Consider the following 24977-nt stretch of genomic DNA (forward strand, 5'->3'; position numbering starts at 1 on the left):
TGTCCGGATTGATTGGCGATCGTCAATGCGATCACGGCGAAGAATCGAGGATCCTTCGCGCTGGCAAGCACATTCACGTGAGGCGCGACTGGCCATCACGCTCCCTCAGCCGCCTTCAACGCCCGCCGCATCACGTCCCACATGCGCGGTTCGGTCGATTGCGCGACGTTGAATCGCATGAAGTGCCCGGCCGTTTGCGACACGCTGAACACGTTGCCCGGCGCGAGCACCACGTCTTGGGCGAGCGCCGCACGCGCGACATGCGTTGCATTCTGCCCGTCGGGCAGGCGGCACCACAGAAAGAATCCGCCCCGCGGCGTCAGCCACGGCTCGATGCCCAGCGCCCCGAGTTTTCGCGCCACCTCGCGCCGCGTGCGCGTGAGCTTTTGCCTGAGCTCGTCCATGTGCTTGCGGTAGCTGCCGCCGGCGAACACCTTCGCAATCACTTCGGTCGCAACCGGGCTCGGGCCGCCAAAGCTGGTTGCGACCTGGAGATCGACGAGATGCTCGATCCAGTCGGCGCGCGCGGCGATATAACCGCAGCGCACCGAAGCGGAGAGCGTCTTGGAAAAGCTGCCGATTCGGATGACGTTGGCGAGCCCGTCGAGCGCGGCGAGGCGCGGCGAGCGCTCGGGCTCGAGATCGGCAAAGATGTCGTCCTCGATGATCGCCAGCTCATGTGCAGCGGCGGCGCGGAGCACGCGATGCGCAGTCTGCAGCGACAGCGTGGCGCCGGTCGGGTTGTGGAGCGCGGAATTGGTGATGTAGAGGCGCGGCCGGTGAGCTTCGAGGGTCGCCTCGAAACGAGCGACGTCCGGGCCCGACGGCGTGTAGGGCACGCCCACGATTTTCACCTGATGCGCGCGGAGCAGCGCGCGAAAATTGAAGTAGCAGGGATCATCGACCAGCACGGTGTCGCCGGGCCGCAGCAGGAAGCGGCAGACGAGGTCGGTCGCTTGCGTTCCTGAACCCGTGAGCAGGAGCTGGTCGATCGAGGCCTCGATGCCGTCCTCGGCAAAGCGGGCCAGCAAGTACCGGCGCAATGCCAGCGAGCCGCGCGTGGTGCCATAGTCTGCGAGCACGCCGTCATCGCTGCGGGCGAGCGCGCGAAACGCGCGGCGCAAGGCCGCCTCCGGCATCCAGTCGGCCGGCAGCCAGCCGCAACCCGGCTTGAGCGCGGCTGCATCGGCATCGAGCGATTGCCTCGAGACCCAGAACGGATCGACAGCGCGGTCGCGGCGCGGCTCGACATCGGCGAGCGCGAGCGGCGGCATGGTGGTCGCCGCGACATAGAATCCGGAGCCGCGACGCGCCCGGATCAAGCCTTCGGCTGCCAGCCGATCATAGGCTTCCACCACGGTGGAGGGCGAAACGCCCATGGCCACGGCAAGCTTGCGGATCGACGGCAGGCGGTCGCCGGGGCCAAGGACGCGGCCCGCGACCTTGGCTCGGATTGCGCTCATCACGTCGGTGGTGCGCGCCCCGCCGCGGCCTCTGGTTTGCGTCGTCTGGTCCAAGTGTATGGGCTTCCATACCAATACAGTTTTGCCAGATTGTATGGGATTGTCGCTGGTTTCGCCACTGCCAAAGGGCGAGGGTCGATGGAGAAAGCGAGGCGACATGCAAGCGGCCGGCAACGGATGGGGTAACGGACTCCTGGGCGTCGTCATCTTCAGCGGCTCGCTGCCGGCGACGCGCGTCGCCGTCGGCGGCTTTTCGGCAACCTTCCTAACTTCGGCGCGCGCGGTGATCGCAGCGCTCCTGGGCGCAGCCTTGCTTGCCCTGCTTCGTCAGGAGCGGCCCGCGCGAAAAGACCTCGCCTCGCTCGCCATCGTCTCGCTGGGCGTCGTGATCGGCTTTCCGCTGCTGACCGCGCTGGCGCTCAAGCACATCACCTCGGCGCATTCGATCGTCTTCATCGGCCTGTTGCCGCTTGCGACCGCCGTCTTCGCCGTGCTGCGCGGCCGCGAGCGGCCGCAACTGCGGTTCTGGCTATTCTCGATCCTCGGCAGCGCAACGGTTGCGGGTTTTGCGCTGTCGGGCGGCAGCGCGGGCTCGCTCACCGGCGATCTCCTGATGGTGGCCGCGATCCTGCTCTGCGGCCTCGGCTACGCCGAAGGCGCGACGCTCTCCCGCCGGCTCGGCGGCTGGCAGGTCATCTCATGGGCGCTGATCCTCGCGCTGCCATTGATGCTGCCGGTTGCGATCGTGTCGTTGCCGCAAACCTGGGACGGCATCGGGCTTCCTGCCTGGGTCGGCCTTGCCTACGTCTCGGTCTTCAGCATGTTCGTCGGCTTCGTGTTCTGGTACCGCGGCCTCGCCCTCGGCGGCATCGCTCGCATCGGCCAGCTGCAACAGCTTCAACCCTTCTTCGGCCTCGCGCTCGCCGGCCTCGTCCTGCACGAGCCGGTGGCGTGGACGATGGTGGCTGCGACCGCGATCGTGGTTATCTGTGTCGCCTTCGCGCGGCGGTTTGCGTGAGGCCGCTGCCTCACCCCTGTCCCATCACCGTCCGCATCAGCGCACTCCTTGCAAACTTCTTCAGCGGCATCGGCTTGCCGAACAGGTAGCCCTGCACGAGGTCGAAGCCGATCTCGTTGGCGGCGACGAGATCGGCGCGGGTCTCAACGCCTTCGGCGACGCTGCGCGCGCCGTAATCCCGGGTGAGCTCGACGATGTGGCGGCACACGTTGCGCTTCAGGGCATCGTTGCCAGAGCCGGTGACGAAGTGCCGGTCGGCCTTGAGCTTGACGAAGGGAAACCGGTCGAGACCCATCAGCTCCGGCCAGTTGGTGCCGACATTGTCGATCGCAAGCCCGATGTTGTGAAAGCGCACCTCGGAGGCGACGTCGAGCAGCAGGTCGAGATCCCGGATCACCTCGGAGCTCTCGATCTCGATCGTCAGCCCTCCGAAGGCGGGATGCGCGGGCATGCGCCGGAAGAGATCGCGCACGGCCTGCGGCTCGCGCAGGAATGAGGCCGGCAGGTTGATCGAGAGATCGACCGGGCTCTGCCGCTCCACGAGATAATGCCAGTCCTGCAGGGCACGTTCGATCACGAACTCGGACAATTCGCGGAAGTGCGGATCGCGCTCTTCCGGAATGAAATAGGCCGGCGGCACCACGCCCCAGGTTGGATGCCGCATCCGCACCAGCGCCTCGGCGCCGCAGCGGATCAGCGTGCGGGCATCGATCTTCGGCTGGTACCAGAGCTCGAGCCAGCCCGCATGCAAGGCTTCGCCGACATGCACGGCCGGGCTCGGCGCCGGCTCGTCCGGCAGCAGCATCGCGATGAGGTCGCGCAGCGTCTCGGCGGCAAAGGGCGTCGTCAGCGGCGGCAGCATGGCCAGGCCGTATTCCTCGCCGACCTGCTGCACGGCCTTCACGATGATCGACTCGCGCGCGCCGACAGCCAGCACCTTGCCGCCGAACTCCCCGCGCACCAGCGTTTCCAGAAATTTCCCCGGCTCGATGCCGTCGGCGGCAACGCCGAGCAGGATCAAATCGGGGAGCTCTGCGGTGAGCGCGCCTCGCAGCTCATCGGCCGTGCCGCATTCGCTGGTGACGAAGCCGAGATCTTCCAGCACCTCGCTCATGAAGGCACGCAGGTGCCTTTTGCCGTCGGCCACGCAAGCGCGCGGCGTCACCTTCCGCCGTCCAAAGGTTACAGTCTTCCGTCCGGCGAGCTCGCCCAGCCCCTCGTCCATCGCACACCACTCCCGTTCCGTGACAGCTTCATAACGGCGTGTGCGGCTTCAAATGTGGAGAGCTTCAGCTTCATTGTTGAATTATTTGGGTAACGTTAAAGCTCTCATCATATGTAAAATTGTACGGATCTTGTTGAATCGAACTTCACACTCGCAGCTCTGGCGAGCACGTGAGGCTGCAATCGTTGCGCTATCGGCGATGCCGCGCACGCGGTGCGGCAACTGACCTGACCCAGCGAAGAGGCGACACCGCGCGCGATGTCGCCTCATTCGATAACGCCGGTATTAAGTTGCTGGCAGCCTTGTCGTGCTGCCCCCGCAAGCGGGAGAGGGAGCGCACCGTCCTCCGCAGCTCGCAACCAGACTCCCTCTCACGATGCTTCAGCCCGCCCTGTACTCGCCCGAGATGTTCTTGCCGGTGTAGTCGGTCATCGCCGCGGTCGCGATCAGGCTGATCACGGCGCACAGCGCGACATAGGCGGCGATCGCGGTCGCCGACTGGAAGGTGCCGAACAGCCAGGCCGCGATCAGCGGCGCCGGTCCGCCGGCGATCACCGAGGCGAGCTGGTAGCCGAGCGAGGCGCCACTGTAGCGCAGCCTCCCGGTGAAGCTCTCGGCGATCAGCGCGGCCTGCGGGCCGTACATCATGTCATGCGGGATCAGCGACAGGATGATGGCGAGGAAGATGACCGGCTCCGATCCGGTGTCGAGCATGCTGAAATAGATGAAGCCGAACACGCCGGTCACGGCCGCGCCGATCATGTACATGGTCTTGCGCCCGATGCGGTCGGACAGGTGCCCGAACAGCGGGATCGAGACAAAGGACAGCACCGAGGCCGCGAGCACCGCGGTGAGCAGGAAATCGCGCGATACGTTCAGCGTCTTGACGCCGTAGGCGAAGATGAAGGCGGTGAAGATGTAGAACGGCGCCTGCTCGGCCATGCGCGCGAAGGCCGACAGCAAGATCTCCTTCGGATGCTCCTTGATCACTTGCAGCATCGGCGTGCGCTCGACTTTTCGCTCCGCGACCAGCCTGGAAAATACCGGCGTCTCCAGAATGCCGAGCCGGATGTAGAGGCCGACGCCCACCAGGATGAGGCTGAGCGCAAAGGGTACGCGCCAGCCCCATGACAGAAACTGCTCGCCGGACATCTGGCTGAAGGCCAGCACGGCGAGGTTCGCCAGGAACAGCCCGCAGGGCACGCCGAATTGCGGCCAGGAGGCAATCAGGCCGCGCGAGTGGTCGTTGCGCGCCCACTCCATCGACATCAGCACCGAGCCGCCCCATTCGCCGCCAACGCCGACGCCCTGAATGAAGCGCAGCACGGTCAGGATGACCGCGCCCCAGATGCCGATGCTCTCATAGGTCGGGACCAGCGCCACCGCGAAGGTGGCGAGCCCCATCAGCAGAAGCGTCGCGATCAGCGTCGATTTGCGGCCGATGCGGTCGCCATAATGGCCGAAAATGGCGGCGCCGACGGGACGGGCGATGAAGCCGACGGCGTAGATCGCGAAGGCCTCGAGCGTGCCGACCCACGGATCGGAGTGCGGAAAGAACAGTTTTGCGAAAACGAGGCCGGTGACCGTCGAGTAGAGGAAGAAATCGTACCACTCGATGGCGGTGCCGATGGTGGAGGCGACCACGGCGCGGCGCAGCTGAATCTGGTGCTCGCTGTCGGGCAGCGAGATCGGGTCGACATTGGACAGGGACATGGCGGGAACCTTTCCTGGAGCGCCGCCCCCTCCTTTGCATGGGGTTGTTTTGCGAAAAAAACTTCCCAAACCGCGTGACGGTTCCAATAGGGCCACAGCCGGACCGCGCGCCGCCCGGTTCCGGCGGCGGCGGTCGGCCGCCGCACGACTGTGAAGCAGCTCACATGCGTTTTCCGCCCGCCTGCGCTATTCATGCGGGCAACCGGTGGTGGGCCGTCCAATGGATCGCAGCAATGACGATGCGGCGTATGATGGCTTGGTGGTTCTGGCTCGTGCTGTCGGGACGATTTCTCGACCGCTTCCTCAGCCTGCCGCCCGCTCCGCGGGACTAGACTAGCCTGCGCATGATCCGGAAAACTGTGTAACGGTTTTTTCTCTCGACAAACGCAGAGCGTTTGCGCGGAGATGATGCGCAACTCAAGGGCTTAGGTCTGCCCGATCAGCTTGCGGAACGCCGCCGCGCCGTCCTGCACGGCATCGCGCCCCTTCCAGGCGAGATAGGTCAGCTTGCCGGTGAGCGAGTCATGGTTGCGCAGGCGGCGCGAGCCGAGGATGTGGCCGACATTGGCCGGGAAGCGGCTGACCTCGGCGGCGACGAGCGCGGCGATCGCGTCCATCAATTGCTGGAGGCGGATGCCCCACTCCGATGGCTCGATCTCGTCGATGCGGACCTTGAGCGCATATTCGGTGTCATAGATCTCGGCGAGCAGGTCGCGCGCGACCAGCACCCGGTTGTGCTTGAGCGCGACCCGGAGCGCCAGGCGCTTGTCGTCGAGCCGGTCGAGCACCATCGGAACCGTAATGGCGTAGGGCGTGGCGGCGATGTCGACGGCGGTTTTGGTCGGCGCGGCTTTGGTGGCGAGGCGGATCAGCTGCCAGGGCGTCTTAAGCCGCCGCGCCACCAGCGTCAGCGCAAAGGGCAGCGCCTCGGGATTGGTCTTCCTGAAGGTGTCGAGCCGCGCGGTGATCTGCGCCACCTGGCCGTCGTCGAACTTCGAGATCTTTTCGGGCAGCTTCTCGTTGAATTTTGCCAGCGCGTTGTGGGCGCGCAGGACCTGCAGCATCTTGGTCACGTCGTCGAAGGCGAAGCGCGAGGCGGTGTAGTGCCCGAGCTTGGCGCGTGCGAGCTCGGTGCCATCGGGCGAGGCGAGCGTGTTCTCGAGGACCTTGATGACCTTGATCTGGAACGCGGTCGCGGTCTTCTGCGCGTCCTTCGGGCTATTGGCGGCGACCTGGTCGTTGATCGCCTTGATGTAGTCGCGCGCCATGGTCGGCAGCAGGTCGCGGCAGATCCACTCCCAGATCGGCGTCAGCGTGTTGCGCGAGATCCGCCCCATATTGGCGTGCTCGGGCGCACCGTCGATCAGAAGCAGCTCGAGCGGTGCGAAGAAAAAGCGCGCCGGATTGGCGCGCGCCTGGGGCGAACCGTCCTTGCGGAATTCGGCGCGCAGCTTCGCCTGGATGTCGGGCGAGCCCGGCATGTCGATCCCGCAAAGCTCGAGCCGCTCGAGCTCGCTGAGCAGACAGCTCCGCGACAACGGCGTCAGCCGCTGCAGGAATTCCCAGAGCTGATTGACCTCGCTCATGGCACGCAATTTTCCGCAACTTTTCCGGAGCTGTTACTTGGTTCCTCGCGAGGAGGCATTTGCGCGCTCTCAACTGTGCTTCAGAGAAGCAAGTCACTGTTAATTAATTGGTAAAGTCGTAGGGCGCGGCGCTCCGCCCGCTATCCTGACGTTAAGAATGGACTTCAAGAAACGCCCGAGATTTAGGTAGATTTGCAACCGCTAGGCGGTCCGCTGGTCATCATAGCAAGCAGGAATTGTGCCGTCGCCGGGGATTTGCTGCAAAATCGCCAAGTTCACCGTAGTCTTACGGAGCAAAAAGTTAACCACGATTCGCCCCGGGTTCCGCTAAACGAAGCCCATGGGGCAACAGAATGATCCGATCGCTGATTCGCGATCGTCGGCTTGGTACGAAAGCAGCACGTCTCAGCACGAAGAGCTCGAACTCGCCCGGTTGAACGCCGCCTGCGCCAAGGCTTCCGAGGAGACCGCCGCCGCGATAGCCCGCGAGCTGAATGGCCCTCTGACCGCCCTTCTCCTCTACATGGGCGAGATCAAGCATCACAGCGACCAGCTTTCCCCGGTCTTCGCCGATCGGACCTATTTGCAGCGCGTGGTCGAGAATGCGCTGGCGCAGACCGAGCGCGTCTGCACGTTGGTCAAGCAGCTCGGCGGCGGGCCGCGGAACGGAGTGTCGGGGATCGACGCCAGCGAGGCGACGGCCTTGCGCCCGGCCAGCAGCGAGCTCTCAGGCCCGCATGGCTCGAAGCGGTTGACCCGGCGCGAACGCGAGGTGCTGCGGCTGATCACCGAAGGCTATTCGAACAAGCAGGGCGCGCTGCGAATGCAGATCAGCCCGCGCACCTTCGAGAGCCATCGCGCGGAGGCCATGCGCAAGCTCGGGGCGCGCAACACCGCGGATCTGGTCCGCGCGGCGCTGCTGCATTCGATCGATTGAGGCCGGCTGTACGGGCGGTGGTGGGGCCGGCTGCCGTGTCAGTAATAGTCGTCCGCGAAGGGGCGCAGGCGCGAGGTCGGACGCAGCGGCTTCACCTCGTCCTTCGGCGCGCTCGGGATGATCGTGATGGTCCAGCGCGGCGGGATGCTCGATTCCTGTTCCAGCACGGAGCGCACGAAGCCTGTCACCGTCTCCTCGCCCGATTTCACCGTTGCCATACGGCCGTTGAACTGAGCGATGCGGAAGCGGCGGACTTCCTTCTGGTCCGCGGTTTCATAGGTGAACATGGAAACCCTCCTGGTCTCGCGCGACTATCGCCACCTATGATTAGCCAAATGTTGATTAGCCATGTGTGAAAATCCCAAGCCGTAGAAGTACGGCGGGATTTTGCCCGAGGGATCAGGCGTCCTCGTCGCGCGCCGCGGCATAGGCTTTCGCCATCGCGTCCAGCAGCTCGCGGTAGACGGCGTCGTCGAGCGCCGCCGCGTTTCGCTCGAGCTCTTGGGCAAGCGCCGCGAGCCGCCGATAGCCGAAGGTGCGCGCCGCGCTTTTCAGCGAATGGGCTTCGCGTTCGATCCGACCGCGCTGCTGCGCAAGGGTGAGGTCGCCGAACCGCTTCAGGCGCGCATCCGTCTCGCTCCAGAACACGGCGCGGACTTCGCCGGCCCCGTCCTCTCCGATCTCGCGCACCAGCGCCTGGAATGCACCGGGATCCCGTGCCGGCTCGGCGGCGAGGGCGGATTCGGCGGACAGCAGAGCGGCAACTTCGCGCATGAGAGGGTTCTAGCGGCTGAACGTCTACGCCGTGTAAATTCCCTGCCGCGTGACACTATGCATGATCGGGCGGCTGCTGCGGGGCAGCGGATCATCGCGGCCCAAGCAGCCGGTCGTACTGCGCCTTCACCGTGGCATAGCATTCGCACGCGGTCTGGCGCAGCCCGTCGAGATTGTTGATCTGGATGTGGCCGCGGCTGTAGTGGATGAAATCGGCCTGTTGCAGCGTGTTGGCGACCAGCGAGACGCTGTTGCGCCGCGCGCCGATCATCTGAGCGAGGTTTTCCTGGGTCAGCAGCAGCCTGACGTCGCCCGACAGGTCGTGGATTTGCAACAGGCACCGCGACAGCCGCGACTCCACGGGATGGGCGGCATTGCAGCCGGCGGTCTGCTGGACCTGCGCGTAGACCGCAAGCCCGTGGCGCGCCAGCAGGGTCCGCAGGGAGGAACTCTGATCGGCCGCCACGCACAACCGGTCGAGATCCATGACCGAGGCCGTTCCGCCGACGAGCACCACCGCGCTGTTCAGCGCGCGCGCATCACCCATCGCTGACAATGTTCCGAGCAGGCTATCGCGACCGATCATCGCAACCTGCACATGTTCGCCCTTGGCGAGTTCCACGACAAGCGAGATCACGCCGCGATGAGGGAAGTAGGCGCGTTTGAGCGTTTCGCCCGTCTCCACCAGCACGGCCTCATGGGGCAGATCGCTGGTGCGTAAGTGCGGGCGGATCAAATCATAGTCATCCGCCGACAGCGCAGACAGGAAACCATTGGATGGACGCACCATCGTTTCCATAACTGCCTCCCGTCTTTCCCAGCCGGCGAAGCGCTGACACGCATTCGCCATCTCTCGCACGGGTCTAGGCGCGCATCATGTGCCTTCCCGGATATGTTGGCAATTGGACATATAGCGTCCTGATGGGCGTGAGCAGCTTGTGTGCACGTCGGCATGCACACCGGGTCGCGTCACCACGACGCAGCCAGCCGGCTCAAGGAGCGGATACCAGCAGCCGTGCATAGACATTTTTCACCGCTCCGTAACACGCACAGCATGTTGCCTCCAACGCATGAAAGTCCGTGATTTCGATCTGGCCGCGGCTGTAGCGGATGATGCCGGCCCGCTGTAGCGAATGCGCGACCAGCGAGATCGCGTTGCGCCGAACCCCGATCATTTGCGCCAGCAGTTCCTGCGTCAGTGGAACGGTCGTACCGTCGCAGAGGTCGCGGGCGCGCAGCAGCCAGCGCGCAAGCCTGGCCTCGACCGGGTGCAGCGTGTTGCAGAGCAGGGATTGTTGCACGTGGGCCAGCAGCGCCTGTTCGTGCCGGACCATCAGGCGACGGAATTCCGGGCTTCGGTCGGCGATGTCCCGAAACGCGGTGTGGTCCAGGCTCACGGCTGTGCCGCGAAACAGCACGACGGCATCCGCCAGCGCAGTCCAGCCGGCCAGTGCCGCGCCGCTGCCGATGACACTGTCGCGGCCCAGCATCGCCACCTCGATCGTCTGACCGCCAGCGAGCTTGACCGTGATCGAGACCGCGCCGCGAAGTGGAAAGTAGACCTGCTTCGGCGGAACTCCATCAACGCCGAGCGACATCTCCCTGACCAGCTCGACGGCCACGAGATGAGGCTCCAGCAGCTTGAAGTCTGCTGCATCGAGCGTCCCGAGCAATTGATTGGGCGGGCGACCGCTTGCAGTCATGCGAAATCAATCCGGCGCTGCGGTTCGTCGTCACGCCGCGCGCTGCGTCTCGTGGCGCTGTTGCACGGCTGATCGACGATACAATATGAGTTGTGCATTGGTCCATATACACGTTAGGGGGCAGACGCGCGCGCTGCTTGCGCAAGCCGTTCACGCCTGCGTCAGCCGCTTGCTGCCATCAACGAGTGCCTGTCGGAAGACCATGCCGGCAGAGCTCTTTCAGCGGCGCGATTGGGTTAGCACGCTCTCGCCCGATGCGCTCACGGGGTAAGGGTCTGTTTACCGCGAACGCGGGTCGTCTGCGTCACTCTCGTCGCGACAACCGCCGGCCTTGCGGGCGATGCCCGATACGGATGATTTGATTCAATCCGAGCGGCACCGGCATAGCACCTTTCACCGCCGAGGCTTTTTATTGCGGGGCGTAACCAACTCGCGGCGCGTGGCCAGTCGCGTCATCGTTGCGGCGCCTGCGGCCGTTTTTGCCGAACGCAAACTTGTCTTCAATATCCGTATTAGCACGGAGGTCGAAATTAACGCGGCCGTGAAATGCGATGTCTAACGGTTGAGAGGAGGCGTTGCGTCGATGTCGGGAAGGCGAAGCCGGCGTTGCCACGACACCCTCCGCTGAAGTCCAAGCTAGTAAGGCGTATTCCATGGATGATCTGTTGCGGGAGTTTTTGACGGAGACCAGCGAGAGCCTGGACACCGTCGACAATCAGCTGGTGAAGTTCGAGCAGGAGCCGAACAACGCCAAGATCCTGGATAACATCTTCCGCCTCGTCCACACCATCAAGGGTACCTGCGGCTTTCTGGGTTTGCCGCGGCTCGAAGCGCTGGCGCATGCCGGCGAGACCTTGATGGGCAAATTCCGCGACGGCATGCCGGTGACCGCCGAGGCGGTGACGGTGATCCTGTCGTCGATCGATCGCATCAAGGAGATTCTGGCCGGGCTCGAGGCGACCGAAGCCGAGCCCGAGGGCACCGACCGCGACCTCATCGACAAGCTGGAAGCGATGGTCGAGCAGGGCATGGCGGCGATGTCCGGCTCGGCGCAGCCGATGCCGACAGGTGGCGCCGCAGCGGTTGCCGACGCGCCGCCGCTGGCGCCGGAAGCCCCGGCCGCGCCCGCCAAAGAGCTGACCCAGGGCACGCTGATCGAGCAGACGCTGGAGCGTCCGTTGCGTCCGGGCGAGGTCTCGCTCGACGAGCTCGAGCGCGCCTTCCGCGAGACCGCGATCGAGGTGCCGGTGCCGGCGGCTGCTGCTGTCGCCGCGCCCGCCGCGAAGGATGCTGCAAAATCCGCCAGGGAAGCCAAACCCTCGCCGAAGAAATCGATGGCGGACGAGGCCGTCACCGAAGGCGACCGCGTCGCCAACCAGTCGATCCGCGTCAACGTGGATACGCTGGAGCATCTGATGACCATGGTCTCCGAGCTGGTCCTGACCCGCAACCAGCTGCTCGAGATCTCCCGCCGCAACGAGGACACCGAGTTCAAGGTGCCGTTGCAGCGCCTCTCCAACGTCACCGCCGAGCTGCAGGAGGGCGTCATGAAGACGCGCATGCAGCCGATCGGCAATGCCTGGCAGAAGCTGCCGCGCATCGTCCGCGACCTGTCGAGCGAACTCGGCAAGCAGATCGAGCTGGAGATGCACGGCGCCGACACCGAGCTCGACCGCCAGGTGCTCGACCTGATCAAGGATCCGCTCACCCACATGGTGCGCAACTCCGCCGACCACGGCCTGGAGACCCCGGCCGAGCGCCTGGCGAGCGGCAAGGGCGAGCAGGGCACCATCCGGCTGTCCGCCTATCACGAGGGCGGCCACATCATCATCTGCATCGCCGACAACGGCCGCGGCCTCAACACCGAGAGGATCAAGGCCAAGGCGCTCTCTAGCGGTCTCGTCAGCGAGGCCGAGCTGGAGAAGATGAGCGAAGCGCAGATCCACAAGTTCATCTTCGCGCCGGGCTTCTCGACCGCGGCCGCCATCACCTCGGTCTCGGGCCGCGGCGTCGGCATGGACGTGGTGCGCACCAACATCGACCAGATCGGCGGCACCATCGACATCAAGAGCGTCGCCGGCGAGGGCTCGTCCGTCACCATCAAGATCCCGCTGACGCTGGCCATCGTCTCCGCCCTGATCGTGGAGGCCGGCGGCGACCGCTTTGCGATCCCCCAGCTCTCGGTGGTCGAGCTCGTCCGTGCCCGCGCCAACTCCGAGCACCGCATCGAGCGCATCAAGGACACCGCGGTGCTGCGGCTGCGCAACAAGCTGCTGCCGCTGATCCACCTCAAGAAGCTTTTGAAGATCGACGACGGCGCCGCCAGCGATCCCGAGAACGGCTTCATCGTGGTGACGCAGGTCGGCAGCCAGACCTTCGGCATCGTGGTCGACGGCGTGTTCCACACCGAAGAAATCGTCGTCAAGCCGATGTCGACCAAACTGCGTCACATCGACATGTTCTCCGGCAACACCATCCTGGGCGATGGCGCGGTCATCATGATCATCGACCCCAACGGCATTGCCAAGGCGCTCGGCGCCTCCGGCTCCTCGGCCCATGACATGGCCGACGAGAATGCCGCCCATCACATCGGCTCGGGCGAGCAGACCACCTCGCTGCTGGTGTTCCGCGCCGGCTCGTCCCAGCCCAAGGCGGTCCCGCTCGGCCTCGTCACGCGCCTCGAGGAGCTGCCCGCCGACAAGATCGAGTTCTCAAACGGCCGCTACATGGTGCAGTACCGCGAGCAGCTGATGCCGCTGGTCGCCATGGAGGGCGTCACCATCGCGAGCCAGGGCGCCCAGCCGATCCTGGTGTTCGCCGATGACGGCCGCTCGATGGGCCTCGTCGTCGACGAGATCATCGACATCGTCGAGGAACGCCTCAACATCGAGGTCGGCGGCTCCGGCGCCGGCATTCTGGGCTCGGCCGTGATCAAGGGCCAGGCCACCGAGGTGATCGACGTCGGCCACTTCCTGCCGATGGCCTTTGCCGACTGGTTCACCCGCAAGGAGATGAAGCCGTCGATGCATTCGCAGGCGGTGCTCTTGGTCGACGACTCGGCCTTCTTCCGCAACATGCTGGCCCCCGTGCTGAAGGCGGCCGGCTACCGCGTCCGCACCGCGCCGACCGCGCAGGAGGGCCTTGCCGCGCTGCGCGCGCAGAGCTTCGACGTCGTGCTGACCGACATCGAGATGCCCGACATGAACGGGTTCGAGTTCGCCGAAACCATCCGCTCCGACCACAATCTCGGCGCGATGCCGATCATCGGGCTCTCGGCGCTGGTCTCGCCGGCGGCGATCGAGCGTGGCCGGCAGGCCGGCTTCCACGACTATGTCGCCAAGTTCGACCGTCCCGGTCTGATCGCGGCGCTGAAGGAACAGACGGCCGGTGCCGCCGGCGCCTCCGAGCTGAGCCGGGCGGCCGCCTAAGGGATAGGGAGGATACGACAATGAGCAGCAAGACGCAAAGCAGCGAAGGGGCGATGGTCGAATACGTCACCGCGATGATCGGCGGCCAGCTGTTCGGGCTGCCGATCTCGCGCGTGCAGGACGTGTTCATGCCCGAGCGCGTCACCCGCGTGCCCCTGGCCTCGCGCGAGATCGCCGGCGTGCTCAACCTGCGCGGCCGCATCGTCACCGTCGTCGACATGCGCGCGCGTCTCGGGCTGCCGCGGCCCGAGGACGGCAAGCTGCCGATGGCGGTCGGCGTCGACCTGCGCGGTGAATCCTATGGCCTGCTGATCGACACGATCGGCGAGGTGTTGCGCCTGCCGGAGGACGGCAAAGAGGAAAACCCCGTCAACCTCGACCCCCGCATGGCCAAGCTCGCCGGCGGCGTCCACCGCCTCGATGGCCAGCTCATGGTCGTCCTCGACGTCGATCGCGTCCTCGAACTCGAAACCAAAGTGCAAATGGCTGCGTGAGCCCAACAACATCGGAGCCGGAGAACCAAAATGAAGACATGTTTGGTCGTCGATGATTCCAGCGTCGTGCGCAAGATCGCGCGCCGCATTCTGGAAGGTCTGGAATTCGAAGTCACCGAAGCCGAGGACGGCTCGAAGGCGCTGGAGATCTGTCGGCAGAAGCTGCCCGATGCGGTGCTGCTCGACTGGAACATGCCGGTCATGGACGGCTTCGAATTCATGGGCCACATGCGCCGCCTGCCCGACGGCGACCAGCCCAAGGTGGTGTTCTGCACCACCGAGAACAACGTCGCACATATCGCCCAGGCACTCAGCGGCGGCGCCAACGAGTACATCATGAAGCCGTTCGACAAGGACATCATCGCCGACAAGTTCGCGGAAGTCGGCTTGATCCCCGTCGGACAAGCCTTTGCCTGAGTATCTCTGGCCTGAGTGTTCCCGGTAATTCTGTGAGAGGCTACCCCCTTGACCCCGCCCGAGTATGAGTATCTGCGCAAGTTCCTGAGAGACCATTCCGGTCTCGACCTGTCTGCCGACAAGCAATACCTGATCGAGAGCCGGCTGTTGCCGCTTGCGCGCAAGGCCGGACTCTCCGGCATCGGTGAGCTCGTCCAGAAGCTGCAAGCTGGATCGAGCGTGCTCGTCACCAGCGTCGTCGAAGCCATGACCACCAATGAGACGTTCTTCTTCCGCGACAAGGTCCCGTTCGATCATTTCCGCGAAACGATCATTCCGGAGGTGCTGAAGGCGCGCGCGGCGCGCCGGAGCGTGCGCATCTGGTGCGCCGCCGGCTCGACCGGTCAGGAGCCCTATTCGCTGGCGATGAGCCTGAAGGAGATGGGCGCGGCGCTCACCGGATGGCGGGTCGAGATCATCGCCACCGACCTCTCGCAGGAGGTTTTGGAGAAGTCCAAGGCCGGCATCTACAGCCAATTCGAGGTCCAGCGTGGCCTGCCGATTCAGCTTCTGGTCAAATATTTCAAGCAGACCGGTGAAACCTGGCAGATCAATCCCGAGCTGCGCGCCATGATCCAGCACCGGCAGCTCAATCTGCTGCACGACTTCTCCCAGCTGGGTACCTTCGACGTGGTCTTCTGCCGCAATGTGCTGATCTATTTCGACCAGGAGACCAAGATCAACATCTTCAACCGCCTCGCTCATCAGGTCGAGGGCGACGGCTTCCTGGTGCTCGGGGCGGCGGAAACCGTGGTCGGGCTGACCGACAGCTTCCGTCCGATTCCGGAGCGGCGCGGCCTCTACAAGCCCAATGACGCACGCAGCGCCGGCGCAAAGCCCGTGATCGCGGCGGCGCCGACACGAACCGCTGAAATGGCGGGGCTGCGCGCATGAGCGAGGATGGCAAGGGTGCGGAACGCGTGACCTTCAGTCGCGGCTATGATGTCTGCATCATGGCCATAGACGGGACCTGGCGTCGCGATTGCAAGCTCAATGCGATTTCCGACAGCGATGCCATCCTTACGGTCGAAGGCTCGATCCAGGGCCTGAACCTCAAGGAATTCTTTCTCCTGTTGTCCTCGACCGGCCTTGCCTATCGCCGTTGCGAGCTGGTGCGCGTCAACGGCGCGGAAATGGACATCCAGTTCCTGCGCGGCAAGAACAAGAAGAAGCGCGCCGCAGCGGGCCATGACGCGACGGTCTGAGAGCAAGCGGCCTGCGCGTTTCCTTAACCCGTTGTGTCGGATTTGCTCAAAACATCCGATCGAATTCGCTGGCTCCGTTTTACGTGGCCTAAGCGCGCGCCAGGTATGAAATTGCCGGTCTCAATCGCAGGATCCGGTAATGCCAAGAAGCTCCTTCTCCTCCCTCAAGTCAAACCTGCCTGATGCCGGCGAGCGGCGCCGGCTGCAGCTTCTGGTCGTCGATGACGACGCCACACAGCGCAGCCTGATCACGGTCGCAGCCAAGCAGGCCGGCCACGAGGTGACCGTGGCGCCCTCGGTTTCGGAGGCGATCAGCAGGCTTCGCACCGCGCGCTTCGATTGTGTGACGCTCGATCTCGTGCTGGAGGACGGCGACGGCATCGAGGTGCTGCGCGTGATGTCGGAGGCGAAGTTCGCGGGCTCCGTGATCGTCATCAGCGGCATGGATGGCCGGCGCCGCAGCGCCGCCCGCAACTTTGCGCGCTCGGTGGGCATCGAACTGCAGAGCCTGCCAAAGCCGCTCGATCTCGCGGCGCTGCGCATCAGTCTCGCCAATCTCGGCAAGACCGCGATGGGTCTGCCGACGATGCATACCTGGGGCGGTGTCGCCACCGATGCGATCGTGGAGCGTCATCGCGCGTAGATCACGCGCGGGGGGTGCGCGGTCTCAGCCGATCAGGCGCGGTTGCCGCGCCGCTGCTGCCCCGGTTTCGGCCATTTCGCCGGAATCCGACAGCGATTCCAGCGCAAGGTCGAGGCCGACCCTGCATGCGCCAAGCGCCGTGTTCGCCGTGGCGTAGCGGGGCTTAACGTCGTCGAGCACGAAGATGTCGGTGGAACCCGGCCGATCACAGGCGTGGTCGAGCGTGATCGCGGCCTCGATCAGGCGCATACTGGTCTCGATCTGCGCGATCAGAGAGCGAAGATCGGCTGCGATCAACTGACGGCTGTGGGAAATGGCCGCAGCGACAAGCGTGTAGGTGCCAGCAAAATTTTGCATGGATATTCTCCGTCCCCGGTCGTTAGGCACCAAGCCGCTACTTGTGCGTTAACTTCATGTCCCGTACAAATGCGGGTGGGCCGAGTCCGTGCCGAACGTGAAAACGCTTGGTGCGGACATAAGTCTTCTCATGCCGGATGGACGTGGCACATGGCCGAAAAAACCTCCCGTGGCGAGATCTTCGTAGTCGACGACGACCCCGCCGTTCGCGACACCCTGTCGATGGTGTTGAAGGCGGCGGGCTATGAGGTGATCTGTTTTGCCGACGGCGCCGCGCTGCTCGCGGTCGCGCGAAACCGCACACCGGCCGCGATCCTGCTCGACGTCCACATTCCGGGCAAATCGGGCCTCGACATCTTAAAGGAGTTGCACGGCGAGGATTATCCGGCGCCGATCTTCATGATCTCCGGGCAGGGCGATATCTCGATGGCGGTCAGTGCCATCAAGAACGGCGCGCTCGACTTCATCGAGAAGCCGTTCCGCGGCAGCGAGATCGTCAATCGGCTCGACGAGGCGATCGGAGCTTATGCGCGTCGGCAGGCGGAGAGCGCCTCGCCCAAGTTCGGCCAACTCCACTTCCCCGGACGCGAGCCCCTGACCCGGCGTGAGCGCGAGGTGCTCGAGCAGTTCGCCGGGGGTGCCTCCAATAAGGAAGCCGGCCGTACGCTCGGGATCAGCCCGCGCACCATCGAGGACCATCGCGCCAACATCATGAAGAAGCTCGGCGCCCGGAATGCCGCAGACCTGATCCGTATCGTGATGACGGCCGCCCAGCGCGCGTCGTAGACGAAGCTCCTGCCTCGTGGCCCGGATGCAGCGCGTCACGCAGTGATGCGCTGCGGAGCCGGGGCCCATCTCTCCAGTTTTGAGCAAGCGTTGTGGGTCCCGGCTCTGCACAGCAGCGCGGGCGCGCTGCAGTGCGTCGGGACACGAGAGAAAAGAGACCGTCGTCTCAGCCGTCGAGCGCCCTGCGCAGGATCCGCGCCAGGTCCGACTTGCGATAGGGTTTTGCCAGGAGGAGAACGCCGGAGTCCAATCGTCCGTGATGGATGATCGCATTCTCGGTATAGCCAGATGTGTAGACCACTTTGAGATCTGGCCTGCTCTTCAGGATCTCGTCGGCAAGCTGCCGGCCGTTCATCTTCCCAGGCATGATCACGTCGGTGAACAGGAGATCGAATGGCGTTCCGGCCGTGACGATCGCCAGCGCATCGGCCGCATTGGCTGCCTCCAACGTCGCGTAGCCGAGCGAATGCAGCTGCGCCAGCACGTAGTCGCGCACCAGGCGGTCGTCCTCGACGACCAAGATCGTCTCGTCCCCGCCCTCGATCGCATCCGGCGTCACGCCCTCGCCGGTCGCAGTCGCACTCATGCCGGGCGGCAGGTACATCTTGATCGTGGTGCCGTGCCCCTCCTCGCTGTAGATCCTGATATGGCCGGCGGACTGCTTGATGAAGCCATAGACCATGGAGAGGCCGAGCCCGGTGCCCTTGCCGGGTCCCTTCGAGGTGAAGAACGGATCGAACACCCGGTCCAGGAGCTTTGCCGGAATCCCGGCGCCGGTGTCGCTGACAGCGATCAGCACATAGTTGCCGGGACGGATGTCGTTGATGTTGGCGTAGGCGTCGTCGAGATAAGCCACTCCCGTCTCCAGGATCAGCTTGCCGCCGTTCGACATGGCGTCGCGGGCGTTGAGCGCCAGGTTGAGAAGGGCGGTGGTGAGCTGGTTGGGATCGACGAGCGCCACGCAGCTTTCCGTCTCGAACACGGACTCGATCTGGATATGCTCGCCCAGCGTCGGGCGCAGCAGCTTGGCGGTATCGACGATCAACGAGTTGATGTCGATCTCACGCGGTTGCAGCGGCTGCTTGCGCGCAAAGGCGAGCAGATGCTGGGTCAGCTCTGCGCCGCGGGCTGCGGCCTCGTCGATCATCCTGGTGATGGCTGCAAGTTGCGGCTCCTTCTGGACCGCTTCCGCTAGGATCTCGATGGTTCCGGTAATGACGGTGAGGATGTTGTTGAAGTCATGCGCAACGCCGCCGGTGAGCTGGCCGACCGCCTCCATCTTCTCGGCGTGGCGGATGCGCTCATCGGCCGCGATCTTGTCGGTGAGATCGCGGTAGAAGACGTTGAACAGCACGCCTTCACGGCGGTTCATCGCGGTGACGCTCATTTCCGCCTTGAATTCCTTGCCGTCGCGGCGACGCACCATCATTTCTCGGCGGCGGCCGACGATCCTGCCGTCCTTCGAAGCCACAAAGCGCTGCAATCCGCCGCTGATGGTCCTGCGTTCGCCCTTGGCGATAATGAGGTCGATCGCGGTCCTGCCCAGCGCCTCGTCGCGGCGCCAGCCGAACAATGTTTCGGCCTGCGAATTCCAGGCCAGGATCGTGCCGTTCTCGTCGGTCTGGATGAAGGCGTCGAGCGATGTCTCGATGATGTTGCGGGCGAGCTGCTCGCTTTCCAGCAGCGATTCCTGAGCAAGCCGGGCCTCGGTCATGTCGCGCCCGACGAAGTAGAAGCGCTTCATCTCGGCAGACCACGTCCCGAGCCAGGAGAGCCAGACGTCGTGCCCGTCCTTGTGGAGGCAGCGGGTATCGGCGAGCTTCGGCCGCTCGCCGCGTCGCAAAGCCCGGATCTCCTCGCGAGACCGCTCCAGATGGTCGGGTTGGATGAAGTCGGCGCCGCTGCGGCCGACCATCTCCTCGGGCTGATAGCCGAGGATGGCTTCCGAGCTCGGGCTGATCTGGACGACATAGCCCCTCGCATCCAAGATCATGATCAGGTCCTGCGAGGCGTCGAAGATCAGCCGACGCTCCTCGCGCTGCTGATGCAGCGCGCGTTCGGTGCGCCGCGCTTCGGTGATGTTGCGGGCCGACCCCGAGACTCCCATGATCTCGCCATTGGGCCCCCTGATCGGCGACAGGCTGAGCGAGATCTCCACCGCGCTGCCGTCCTTGCGCATCCGCACCGTCTCGAACCGTTCGATCGGCTCGCCACGCGCGATCCGTCGCAAATAATTCGTGCCCTGCTCGCGGCGGTCGGCAGGCACGATGATCGAGGTGGGCTTGCCGATCGCCTCATCCGCCGAATAGCCATAGAGGCGCTCTGCCGCCGGATTCCAGCCCGTGATGATGGCATCGAGCGTTTGCATGACGATGGCATCGTCGGAGGATTCGACCGCGGCGCTGAACAGGCGCTCGCGCTCGGCATGGTGGCTCAGCGCGGCCTCGGTGCGGCGATGCTCGAGAACCTCGCGTTCGAGAGCCGCGGTCTTCGCTTTCACCTCTGCCACCATACGGGCGAAGGCCAGAGCCAGCGCGCCGGTTTCGCCCGGCGCATCGATTGGGATGGCGATCTCGCCGTCGCTGTCGATGTTTTCGACGGCGCGGGTCAGTTGCACGATCGGCCGTGTCAATGTTCGGGCGAGCAGGATCGCCAGCGCTGCCGCACCGAGCACCGCAAGCAAGCCCACCGACAGTGACGTGTTCTTGATCGCCGCGGCAAAACGGGCGAATGTCGAGTTAGGGGCAATCTCGATGATGCCGAGCCATTCCTTGCCCGCAAGCAGCGCCGGCGCGAGGGTTGCGCCGCCAAACCGGCCTCGCGTATCCGTGATGACCTGAGCAGAGCTCTTGGTTGTCCCGGTCAGTCCTACAAAGTAGGGAAAATCATCGACCCAATTGTTGGGCTCGCCGCGCGAGAGGCCGAATTCACGGCTGCGGTCGGGATGTACGACATAGTCGCCGCGCGTATTCACGACATAGAGTTGCTCCCCCGGGCGCACCAGCGAGCGGAGACGATCCAGCGCCGGGCGCATGTCGATGTTCACGAGAATGATTCCGAACGGCTTGCCGTCCGGCGTGAACAGCGGAGATCCCACGCGCAGGGTCGGTGCATGAGGGATCGTCGTGCCGCCGCGATCGCTCGACGGTTCAAGTTGCGACACGTAGAACTCGCCAGGAGGAAGCCGGATCGTCTCCTGGAAGTAGGTGCGCTCGCCTTTGTGCTGCAGTTCGTCGTTGGGAGCAATCCGCGCTGATCCGTTCGGCCCGGTTCGATCCACCCGGATCAGCTCCGGCTCGCCATCCCCGGCGCCGATGATGCGAAACTGCGCGTAAGCGGGCTTGGCATCGATTTCGGCGGCAAGCCGGGTCGCGAGACGGTCGCGCCAGGTCTGCTCGGAGACACCGTCCTGCGGGTCGGTCCCGCCGGCGAGATGGGCGCGGATCAGGCCGTTGAGAGCGGCCGCGGCGCGGAGGGTGCCGATATCGCCTCGCGCACTCGCGACATAGCCTTCGAGATCGGACGCAAGCAGCCGCGAATGGGTTTCAAGGCGGTCGATGATCCGCGGCAAGACGGCCTGTTCGACGCTCCAGTAGCTCAGCAAGCCCGCGGCAGCCACGGCAATCGCAACCAGCAGAATCATGGCAATGGCGAGCCGCGTCGCCAGCGTCATGTAGCGCTTCTTGCTGTTTCGGACACGGTTCTGCTTTGCCCGATGGGCAGCAGAACGGATGTCGCCATCATCGGCCGCCGGTGCTGACATCAGAAGTCCTCGGCTTGCTTGCCTGCAGGCAATCGTCGACCGTCGCGAGCAACGCTTGCTTCTGCAGGCCGCGGTGGCCGTCCCCGGCAACCATCATGTTATGGCCAGCCATCTCCAGCAGCAGCCGGATCGTGATCTGCACGGCCGAATCGTCATCCACAATCAGGATGTTGGCCAAGTTCCAATCCTCCGGCCCCGGTCCAGGTCGACCACGGCGGTCGAAGCATCTGAGTAGATTGTTGCGCGGATTTCATGCAACCTGCAAGCTACTTCGCAACAAGGGAACACGCCTTGTGGCACGGTTGGGACGCCGGTCGCCCATATGCACGCTTGCATGCATATAATCCTGCAGCCGGCTGCTTCACCAGCGTCTAGTCGCTCAGATATTCCGGATGGCGCGCCCGGATCCTGTCGAGCTCGCTGAGGGTGCCTGACAGATGCGTGCGCAGGTGCCGCTGCGCGGCATCGGCGTCGCCGGCCTCGATCGCGCGGGTGATCAGTCTGTGGTGACGCACAATGTTCTGGGCCTTGCCGGGCGAAGGCAGGTGCAGCCGCCGCAAACGGTCGATATGTCCGCTGCGGCTGCGCACCAGCGTCCAGAGCTCCTGCTTGCCGGCGGCCGTGTAGAGCTGGACATGGAAATCATTGTCGGCGGCGATGAAGCTCTCGAAGTCTCCGGCCTTGGCGAATTGCTGCTGGAGCGCGATTGCGTGGTCAAGGCGGATGATCAGCGCTCCGTCATGGCTTTCCGCGAGCAGCCGCACGATCTCGAGCTCCAGCGCCTGGCGCAGGAAATGCGCCTGCTGGGCGCGGCCGACATCGATCCGGCTGACCACCGTCGCGTGCTGCGGAAACACGTCGACGAGCCCTTCCTCCTCCAGTCGCATCAGGGCATCGCGGATTGGCGTCGAGCTGACGCCGAATTGCGCGGCGAGATCGGCGCGCGATAGCGGCGAGCCCGGCGGCAGCTCCAGGGCGAGAATCGCGTTGCGCAGCCGCTCGAACACCTGTGGCGCGGCCTGCCGGGCGCGGTCGAGCCGCGCGCCCGGGCGGAAGGTCGCGCGGGGTGCGGTATGGGACACTTCCATGGCTTGCCGTTCCGGCACGCTTGCCTTTGATGCACTAATGCATTAGTGCATCAGCAGCGGCTTCGTCAATGCTGGCCGGAGCAAACGAACAACAATGATCAAGCAGCGTGGCCTCGCAGCCGTCGCCCTGATCGCTGCCATGGTGCTGTGGCCGGTGGCGCTCAACACCCATTCCGGCTTCAAGAGCGTGTCCAACACGCTGCGTATGGTTGGCCGCAATTATGGCCTGCGCGGCCTGCCCTATGTCGCAAAGATCCTGATCCCGGCCGCCTTCGGCTCGATCCTCACCGGACTGAAGATCGGCTGGGCCTTCGCCTGGCGCACGCTGATCGCCGCCGAGCTGGTGTTCGGTGTGTCCTCAGGGCAGGGCGGGCTCGGCTGGTTCATCTTTGAGAACCGCAACCTGCTCGACATTCCTGCGGTTTTCGCCGGATTGTCGACCGTAATCATCATCGGGCTCTTCGTCGAGAACCTGATCTTCCGCCCCATCGAGCGGAACACCGTCCAGAAATGGGTACCCAATCATGACCAAGAAGAAGACGCCCGACCAGTTCCGCAGCGCGCGCTGGTTCGCGCCGGATGACCTTCGTTCGTTCGGCCACCGCTCCCGCACGATGCAGATGGGCTACGCGCCGGAGGAGTGGAAGGACCGCCCGATCATCGCCATCCTCAACACCTGGTCGGACGCGCAGCCCTGCCACATGCATTTCAAGTCGCGCGTCGACGACGTCAAGCGCGGCATCCTGATGGCGGGTGGCCTGCCGATCGAATTGCCGGTGCTGTCGCTGTCGGAATCGCTGCTCAAGCCGACCACCATGCTCTATCGCAACCTGCTGGCGATGGACGCGGAGGAGCTGCTGCGCAGCCACCCCGTCGACGGCGTCGTGCTGATGGGCGGTTGTGACAAGACCACGCCGGCGCTGCTGCTGGGCGCCACCTCGATGAACATCCCTGCGATCTACCTGCCGGCCGGCCCGATGCTGCGCGGCAACTGGAAGGGTAAGACGCTGGGCTCGGGCTCCGACGGTTGGAAGTATTGGGACGAGCGGCGCGCCGGAAAGATTTCCGACAAGGACTGGGTCGACATCGAGGCCGGCATCGCCCGCAGCTACGGCACCTGCATGACCATGGGCACGGCGTCGACCATGACGGCGATCGCGGAAGCGATCGGCATGACGCTGCCCGGCGCCTCCTCGATTCCCGCGGCCGATGCCAACCACATCCGCATGGCCTCTGAATGCGGCCGCCGCATCGTCGAGATGGTCTGGGAGGATCTGACGCCGAAGACGATCCAGACGCGCAAGGCGTTCGAGAACGCGATCGCGGTGGCGATGGCGATGGGCTGCTCGACCAATGCGATCATCCATCTCATCGCGCAGGCCCGCCGCGCCGGCCAGGACATCGGTCTCGACGATTTCGAGAAGGCGAGCCGCAAGGTGCCTGTGATCGCCAACGTTCGTCCCAGCGGCGATGCCTATCTCATGGAAGACTTCTTCTACGCCGGCGGCCTGCCGGCCCTGATGAGCCAGATCAGGCCGCATCTGCATCTGGATTGCATCACGGTGACCGGCAAGACGCTGGGCGAGAACATCGACGGCGCCGAGGTTCACAATGACGATGTCATCCGTTCCGTCGACAATCCCATCTACAAGGAAGGCGCGCTTGCCGTCCTCAAGGGCAATCTCGCGCCGGACGGCTGCGTCATCAAGCCTTCCGCCTGCGCGCCGCGCTTCCTCAAGCACACGGGACCGGCGCTTGTGTTCGACGACTATCCCTCGATGAAGAAGGCGGTTGACGATCCCAATCTCGACGTCACCGAGGATCACATCCTCGTTCTGCGCAATGCCGGGCCGCTGGGCGGGCCGGGCATGCCGGAATGGGGCATGCTGCCGATTCCGACGAAACTGGTGAAGCAGGGCGTCCGCGACATGGTGCGCATCTCGGATGCGCGCATGAGCGGCACCAGCTACGGCGCCTGCATCCTGCACGTCGCGCCGGAGTCCTATGTCGGCGGACCGCTGGCGCTGGTGCAGAACGGCGACAGCATCACGCTGGACGTCGAAGCTCGCACCATCAATCTCGATGTGCCGGAGGCCGAACTCGCCAAGCGCCGCGCCGAATGGAAGCAGCCCGAGCGCCGCTTCGAGCGCGGCTATGGCTGGATGTTCTCAAAGCACATCAAGCAGGCCAATGACGGCTGCGACTTCGATTTCCTGGAGACCGGGTTCGGCGCGCCGATCGGCGAGCCGTCGATCTACTGACACTGTCGTTCCGGGGCGATGCGAAGCATCGAACCCGGAACCCATTTCACCGCAGTACAGTTCGCGCTGCGCGCGCT

The 24977-nt window shown here is 64.7% G+C and carries 22 protein-coding genes and 1 pseudogene; 11 read left to right on the forward strand and 12 right to left on the reverse strand.

The features are described from left to right. Positions 1–95: 95 nt before the first annotated feature. Positions 96–1463, reverse strand: a complete 1368-nt coding sequence (locus QA640_RS02115) for a PLP-dependent aminotransferase family protein (RefSeq protein ID WP_283043094.1) — start codon at positions 1461–1463, stop codon at positions 96–98. A 157-nt stretch (positions 1464–1620) separates the two neighbouring features. Here QA640_RS02115 and QA640_RS02120 point away from each other — a divergent pair, with 157 nt between their 5' ends. Next, entirely contained in the window at positions 1621–2481 is an 861-nt protein-coding gene (locus QA640_RS02120) for a DMT family transporter (RefSeq protein WP_283039134.1), read from the forward strand. 10 nt (positions 2482–2491) lie between these two features. Here QA640_RS02120 and QA640_RS02125 read toward each other — a convergent pair whose 3' ends face one another. The 3 genes from QA640_RS02125 to QA640_RS02135 all read right to left on the reverse strand — a co-directional run bounded on the left by QA640_RS02125 (position 2492) and on the right by QA640_RS02135 (position 7005). Continuing rightward, complete coding sequence (locus QA640_RS02125; protein ID WP_283039135.1) at positions 2492–3706, reverse strand: EAL domain-containing response regulator; 1215 nt, start codon at positions 3704–3706, stop codon at positions 2492–2494. Between the two features lie 381 nt (positions 3707–4087). Next, positions 4088–5419 (reverse strand): MFS transporter, encoded by a 1332-nt coding sequence (locus QA640_RS02130; RefSeq protein WP_283039136.1) that lies wholly within the window; start codon positions 5417–5419, stop codon positions 4088–4090. Between the two features lie 425 nt (positions 5420–5844). Continuing rightward, a complete protein-coding gene (locus QA640_RS02135) occupies positions 5845–7005 on the reverse strand; it encodes a hypothetical protein (RefSeq protein ID WP_283039137.1) in 1161 nt (386 codons plus the stop codon). A gap of 340 nt (positions 7006–7345) precedes the next feature. On the opposite strand from QA640_RS02135, the gene QA640_RS02140 reads away from it, so the two are divergent. Then, positions 7346–7942 carry a helix-turn-helix transcriptional regulator gene (locus tag QA640_RS02140; RefSeq protein WP_283039138.1) on the forward strand — a complete coding sequence of 199 codons (597 nt, stop codon included), beginning with the start codon at positions 7346–7348 and terminating at the stop codon, positions 7940–7942. A 38-nt stretch (positions 7943–7980) separates the two neighbouring features. On the opposite strand, the gene QA640_RS02145 is transcribed toward QA640_RS02140, so the two are convergent. From QA640_RS02145 to QA640_RS02160, 4 genes are all read right to left on the reverse strand, one after another. Further along, on the reverse strand, positions 7981–8229 hold the full coding sequence (locus tag QA640_RS02145; protein ID WP_283039139.1) for a hypothetical protein: 249 nt from the start codon (positions 8227–8229) through the stop codon (positions 7981–7983). Between the two features lie 112 nt (positions 8230–8341). After that, positions 8342–8716, reverse strand: a complete 375-nt coding sequence (locus tag QA640_RS02150) for an Hpt domain-containing protein (RefSeq protein ID WP_283039140.1) — start codon at positions 8714–8716, stop codon at positions 8342–8344. A 91-nt stretch (positions 8717–8807) separates the two neighbouring features. Beyond that, positions 8808–9515: a Crp/Fnr family transcriptional regulator gene (locus QA640_RS02155; protein ID WP_283039141.1), complete on the reverse strand. Its 708-nt coding sequence runs from the start codon at positions 9513–9515 to the stop codon at positions 8808–8810. A 193-nt stretch (positions 9516–9708) separates the two neighbouring features. Continuing rightward, complete coding sequence (locus QA640_RS02160; protein WP_283039142.1) at positions 9709–10419, reverse strand: Crp/Fnr family transcriptional regulator; 711 nt, start codon at positions 10417–10419, stop codon at positions 9709–9711. 653 nt (positions 10420–11072) lie between these two features. Between QA640_RS02160 and QA640_RS02165 the strand changes: the two genes are divergently transcribed. From QA640_RS02165 to QA640_RS02190, 6 genes are all read left to right on the forward strand, one after another. Beyond that, positions 11073–13847, forward strand: a complete 2775-nt coding sequence (locus QA640_RS02165) for a hybrid sensor histidine kinase/response regulator (protein ID WP_283039143.1) — start codon at positions 11073–11075, stop codon at positions 13845–13847. Between the two features lie 20 nt (positions 13848–13867). Further along, entirely contained in the window at positions 13868–14341 is a 474-nt protein-coding gene (locus tag QA640_RS02170) for a chemotaxis protein CheW (RefSeq protein ID WP_283039144.1), read from the forward strand. Between the two features lie 30 nt (positions 14342–14371). After that, positions 14372–14758, forward strand: a complete 387-nt coding sequence (locus QA640_RS02175; RefSeq protein ID WP_283039145.1) for a response regulator — start codon at positions 14372–14374, stop codon at positions 14756–14758. Between the two features lie 48 nt (positions 14759–14806). After that, on the forward strand, positions 14807–15691 hold the full coding sequence (locus QA640_RS02180; RefSeq protein ID WP_283039146.1) for a protein-glutamate O-methyltransferase CheR: 885 nt from the start codon (positions 14807–14809) through the stop codon (positions 15689–15691). Then, positions 15688–16002 carry a PilZ domain-containing protein gene (locus QA640_RS02185; protein ID WP_283039147.1) on the forward strand — a complete coding sequence of 105 codons (315 nt, stop codon included), beginning with the start codon at positions 15688–15690 and terminating at the stop codon, positions 16000–16002. The genes QA640_RS02180 and QA640_RS02185 overlap by 4 nt, the downstream gene beginning before the upstream one ends. 139 nt (positions 16003–16141) lie before the next feature. Beyond that, complete coding sequence (locus tag QA640_RS02190) at positions 16142–16645, forward strand: response regulator (RefSeq protein ID WP_283039148.1); 504 nt, start codon at positions 16142–16144, stop codon at positions 16643–16645. Positions 16646–16669: 24 nt separating this feature from the next. Here QA640_RS02190 and QA640_RS02195 read toward each other — a convergent pair whose 3' ends face one another. Then, complete coding sequence (locus tag QA640_RS02195) at positions 16670–17002, reverse strand: hypothetical protein (protein ID WP_283039149.1); 333 nt, start codon at positions 17000–17002, stop codon at positions 16670–16672. A gap of 150 nt (positions 17003–17152) precedes the next feature. On the opposite strand from QA640_RS02195, the gene QA640_RS02200 reads away from it, so the two are divergent. Continuing rightward, positions 17153–17788 carry a response regulator gene (locus tag QA640_RS02200; protein WP_283039150.1) on the forward strand — a complete coding sequence of 212 codons (636 nt, stop codon included), beginning with the start codon at positions 17153–17155 and terminating at the stop codon, positions 17786–17788. Between the two features lie 166 nt (positions 17789–17954). Here QA640_RS02200 and QA640_RS02205 read toward each other — a convergent pair whose 3' ends face one another. The 3 genes from QA640_RS02205 to QA640_RS02215 all read right to left on the reverse strand — a co-directional run bounded on the left by QA640_RS02205 (position 17955) and on the right by QA640_RS02215 (position 22639). Next, a complete protein-coding gene (locus QA640_RS02205; RefSeq protein WP_283039151.1) occupies positions 17955–21551 on the reverse strand; it encodes a PAS domain S-box protein in 3597 nt (1198 codons plus the stop codon). Beyond that, positions 21529–21729 (reverse strand): hypothetical protein, encoded by a 201-nt coding sequence (locus QA640_RS02210; RefSeq protein WP_283039152.1) that lies wholly within the window; start codon positions 21727–21729, stop codon positions 21529–21531. Before QA640_RS02210 ends, QA640_RS02205 begins: the two co-directional genes overlap by 23 nt. A 193-nt stretch (positions 21730–21922) precedes the next feature. After that, complete coding sequence (locus QA640_RS02215) at positions 21923–22639, reverse strand: GntR family transcriptional regulator (RefSeq protein ID WP_283039153.1); 717 nt, start codon at positions 22637–22639, stop codon at positions 21923–21925. A 142-nt stretch (positions 22640–22781) separates the two neighbouring features. On the opposite strand from QA640_RS02215, the pseudogene QA640_RS02220 reads away from it, so the two are divergent. Next, positions 22782–23222: pseudogene (locus QA640_RS02220) on the forward strand (ABC transporter permease subunit); the annotation flags it as partial. Beyond that, positions 23164–24900, forward strand: a complete 1737-nt coding sequence (gene araD / locus QA640_RS02225; protein WP_283039154.1) for an L-arabinonate dehydratase — start codon at positions 23164–23166, stop codon at positions 24898–24900. The pseudogene QA640_RS02220 and the gene araD, both read left to right, overlap by 59 nt. Positions 24901–24977 lie beyond the last annotated feature (77 nt).

The organism is Bradyrhizobium sp. CB82 (assembly GCF_029714405.1).
Lineage (GTDB): Bacteria > Pseudomonadota > Alphaproteobacteria > Rhizobiales > Xanthobacteraceae > Bradyrhizobium.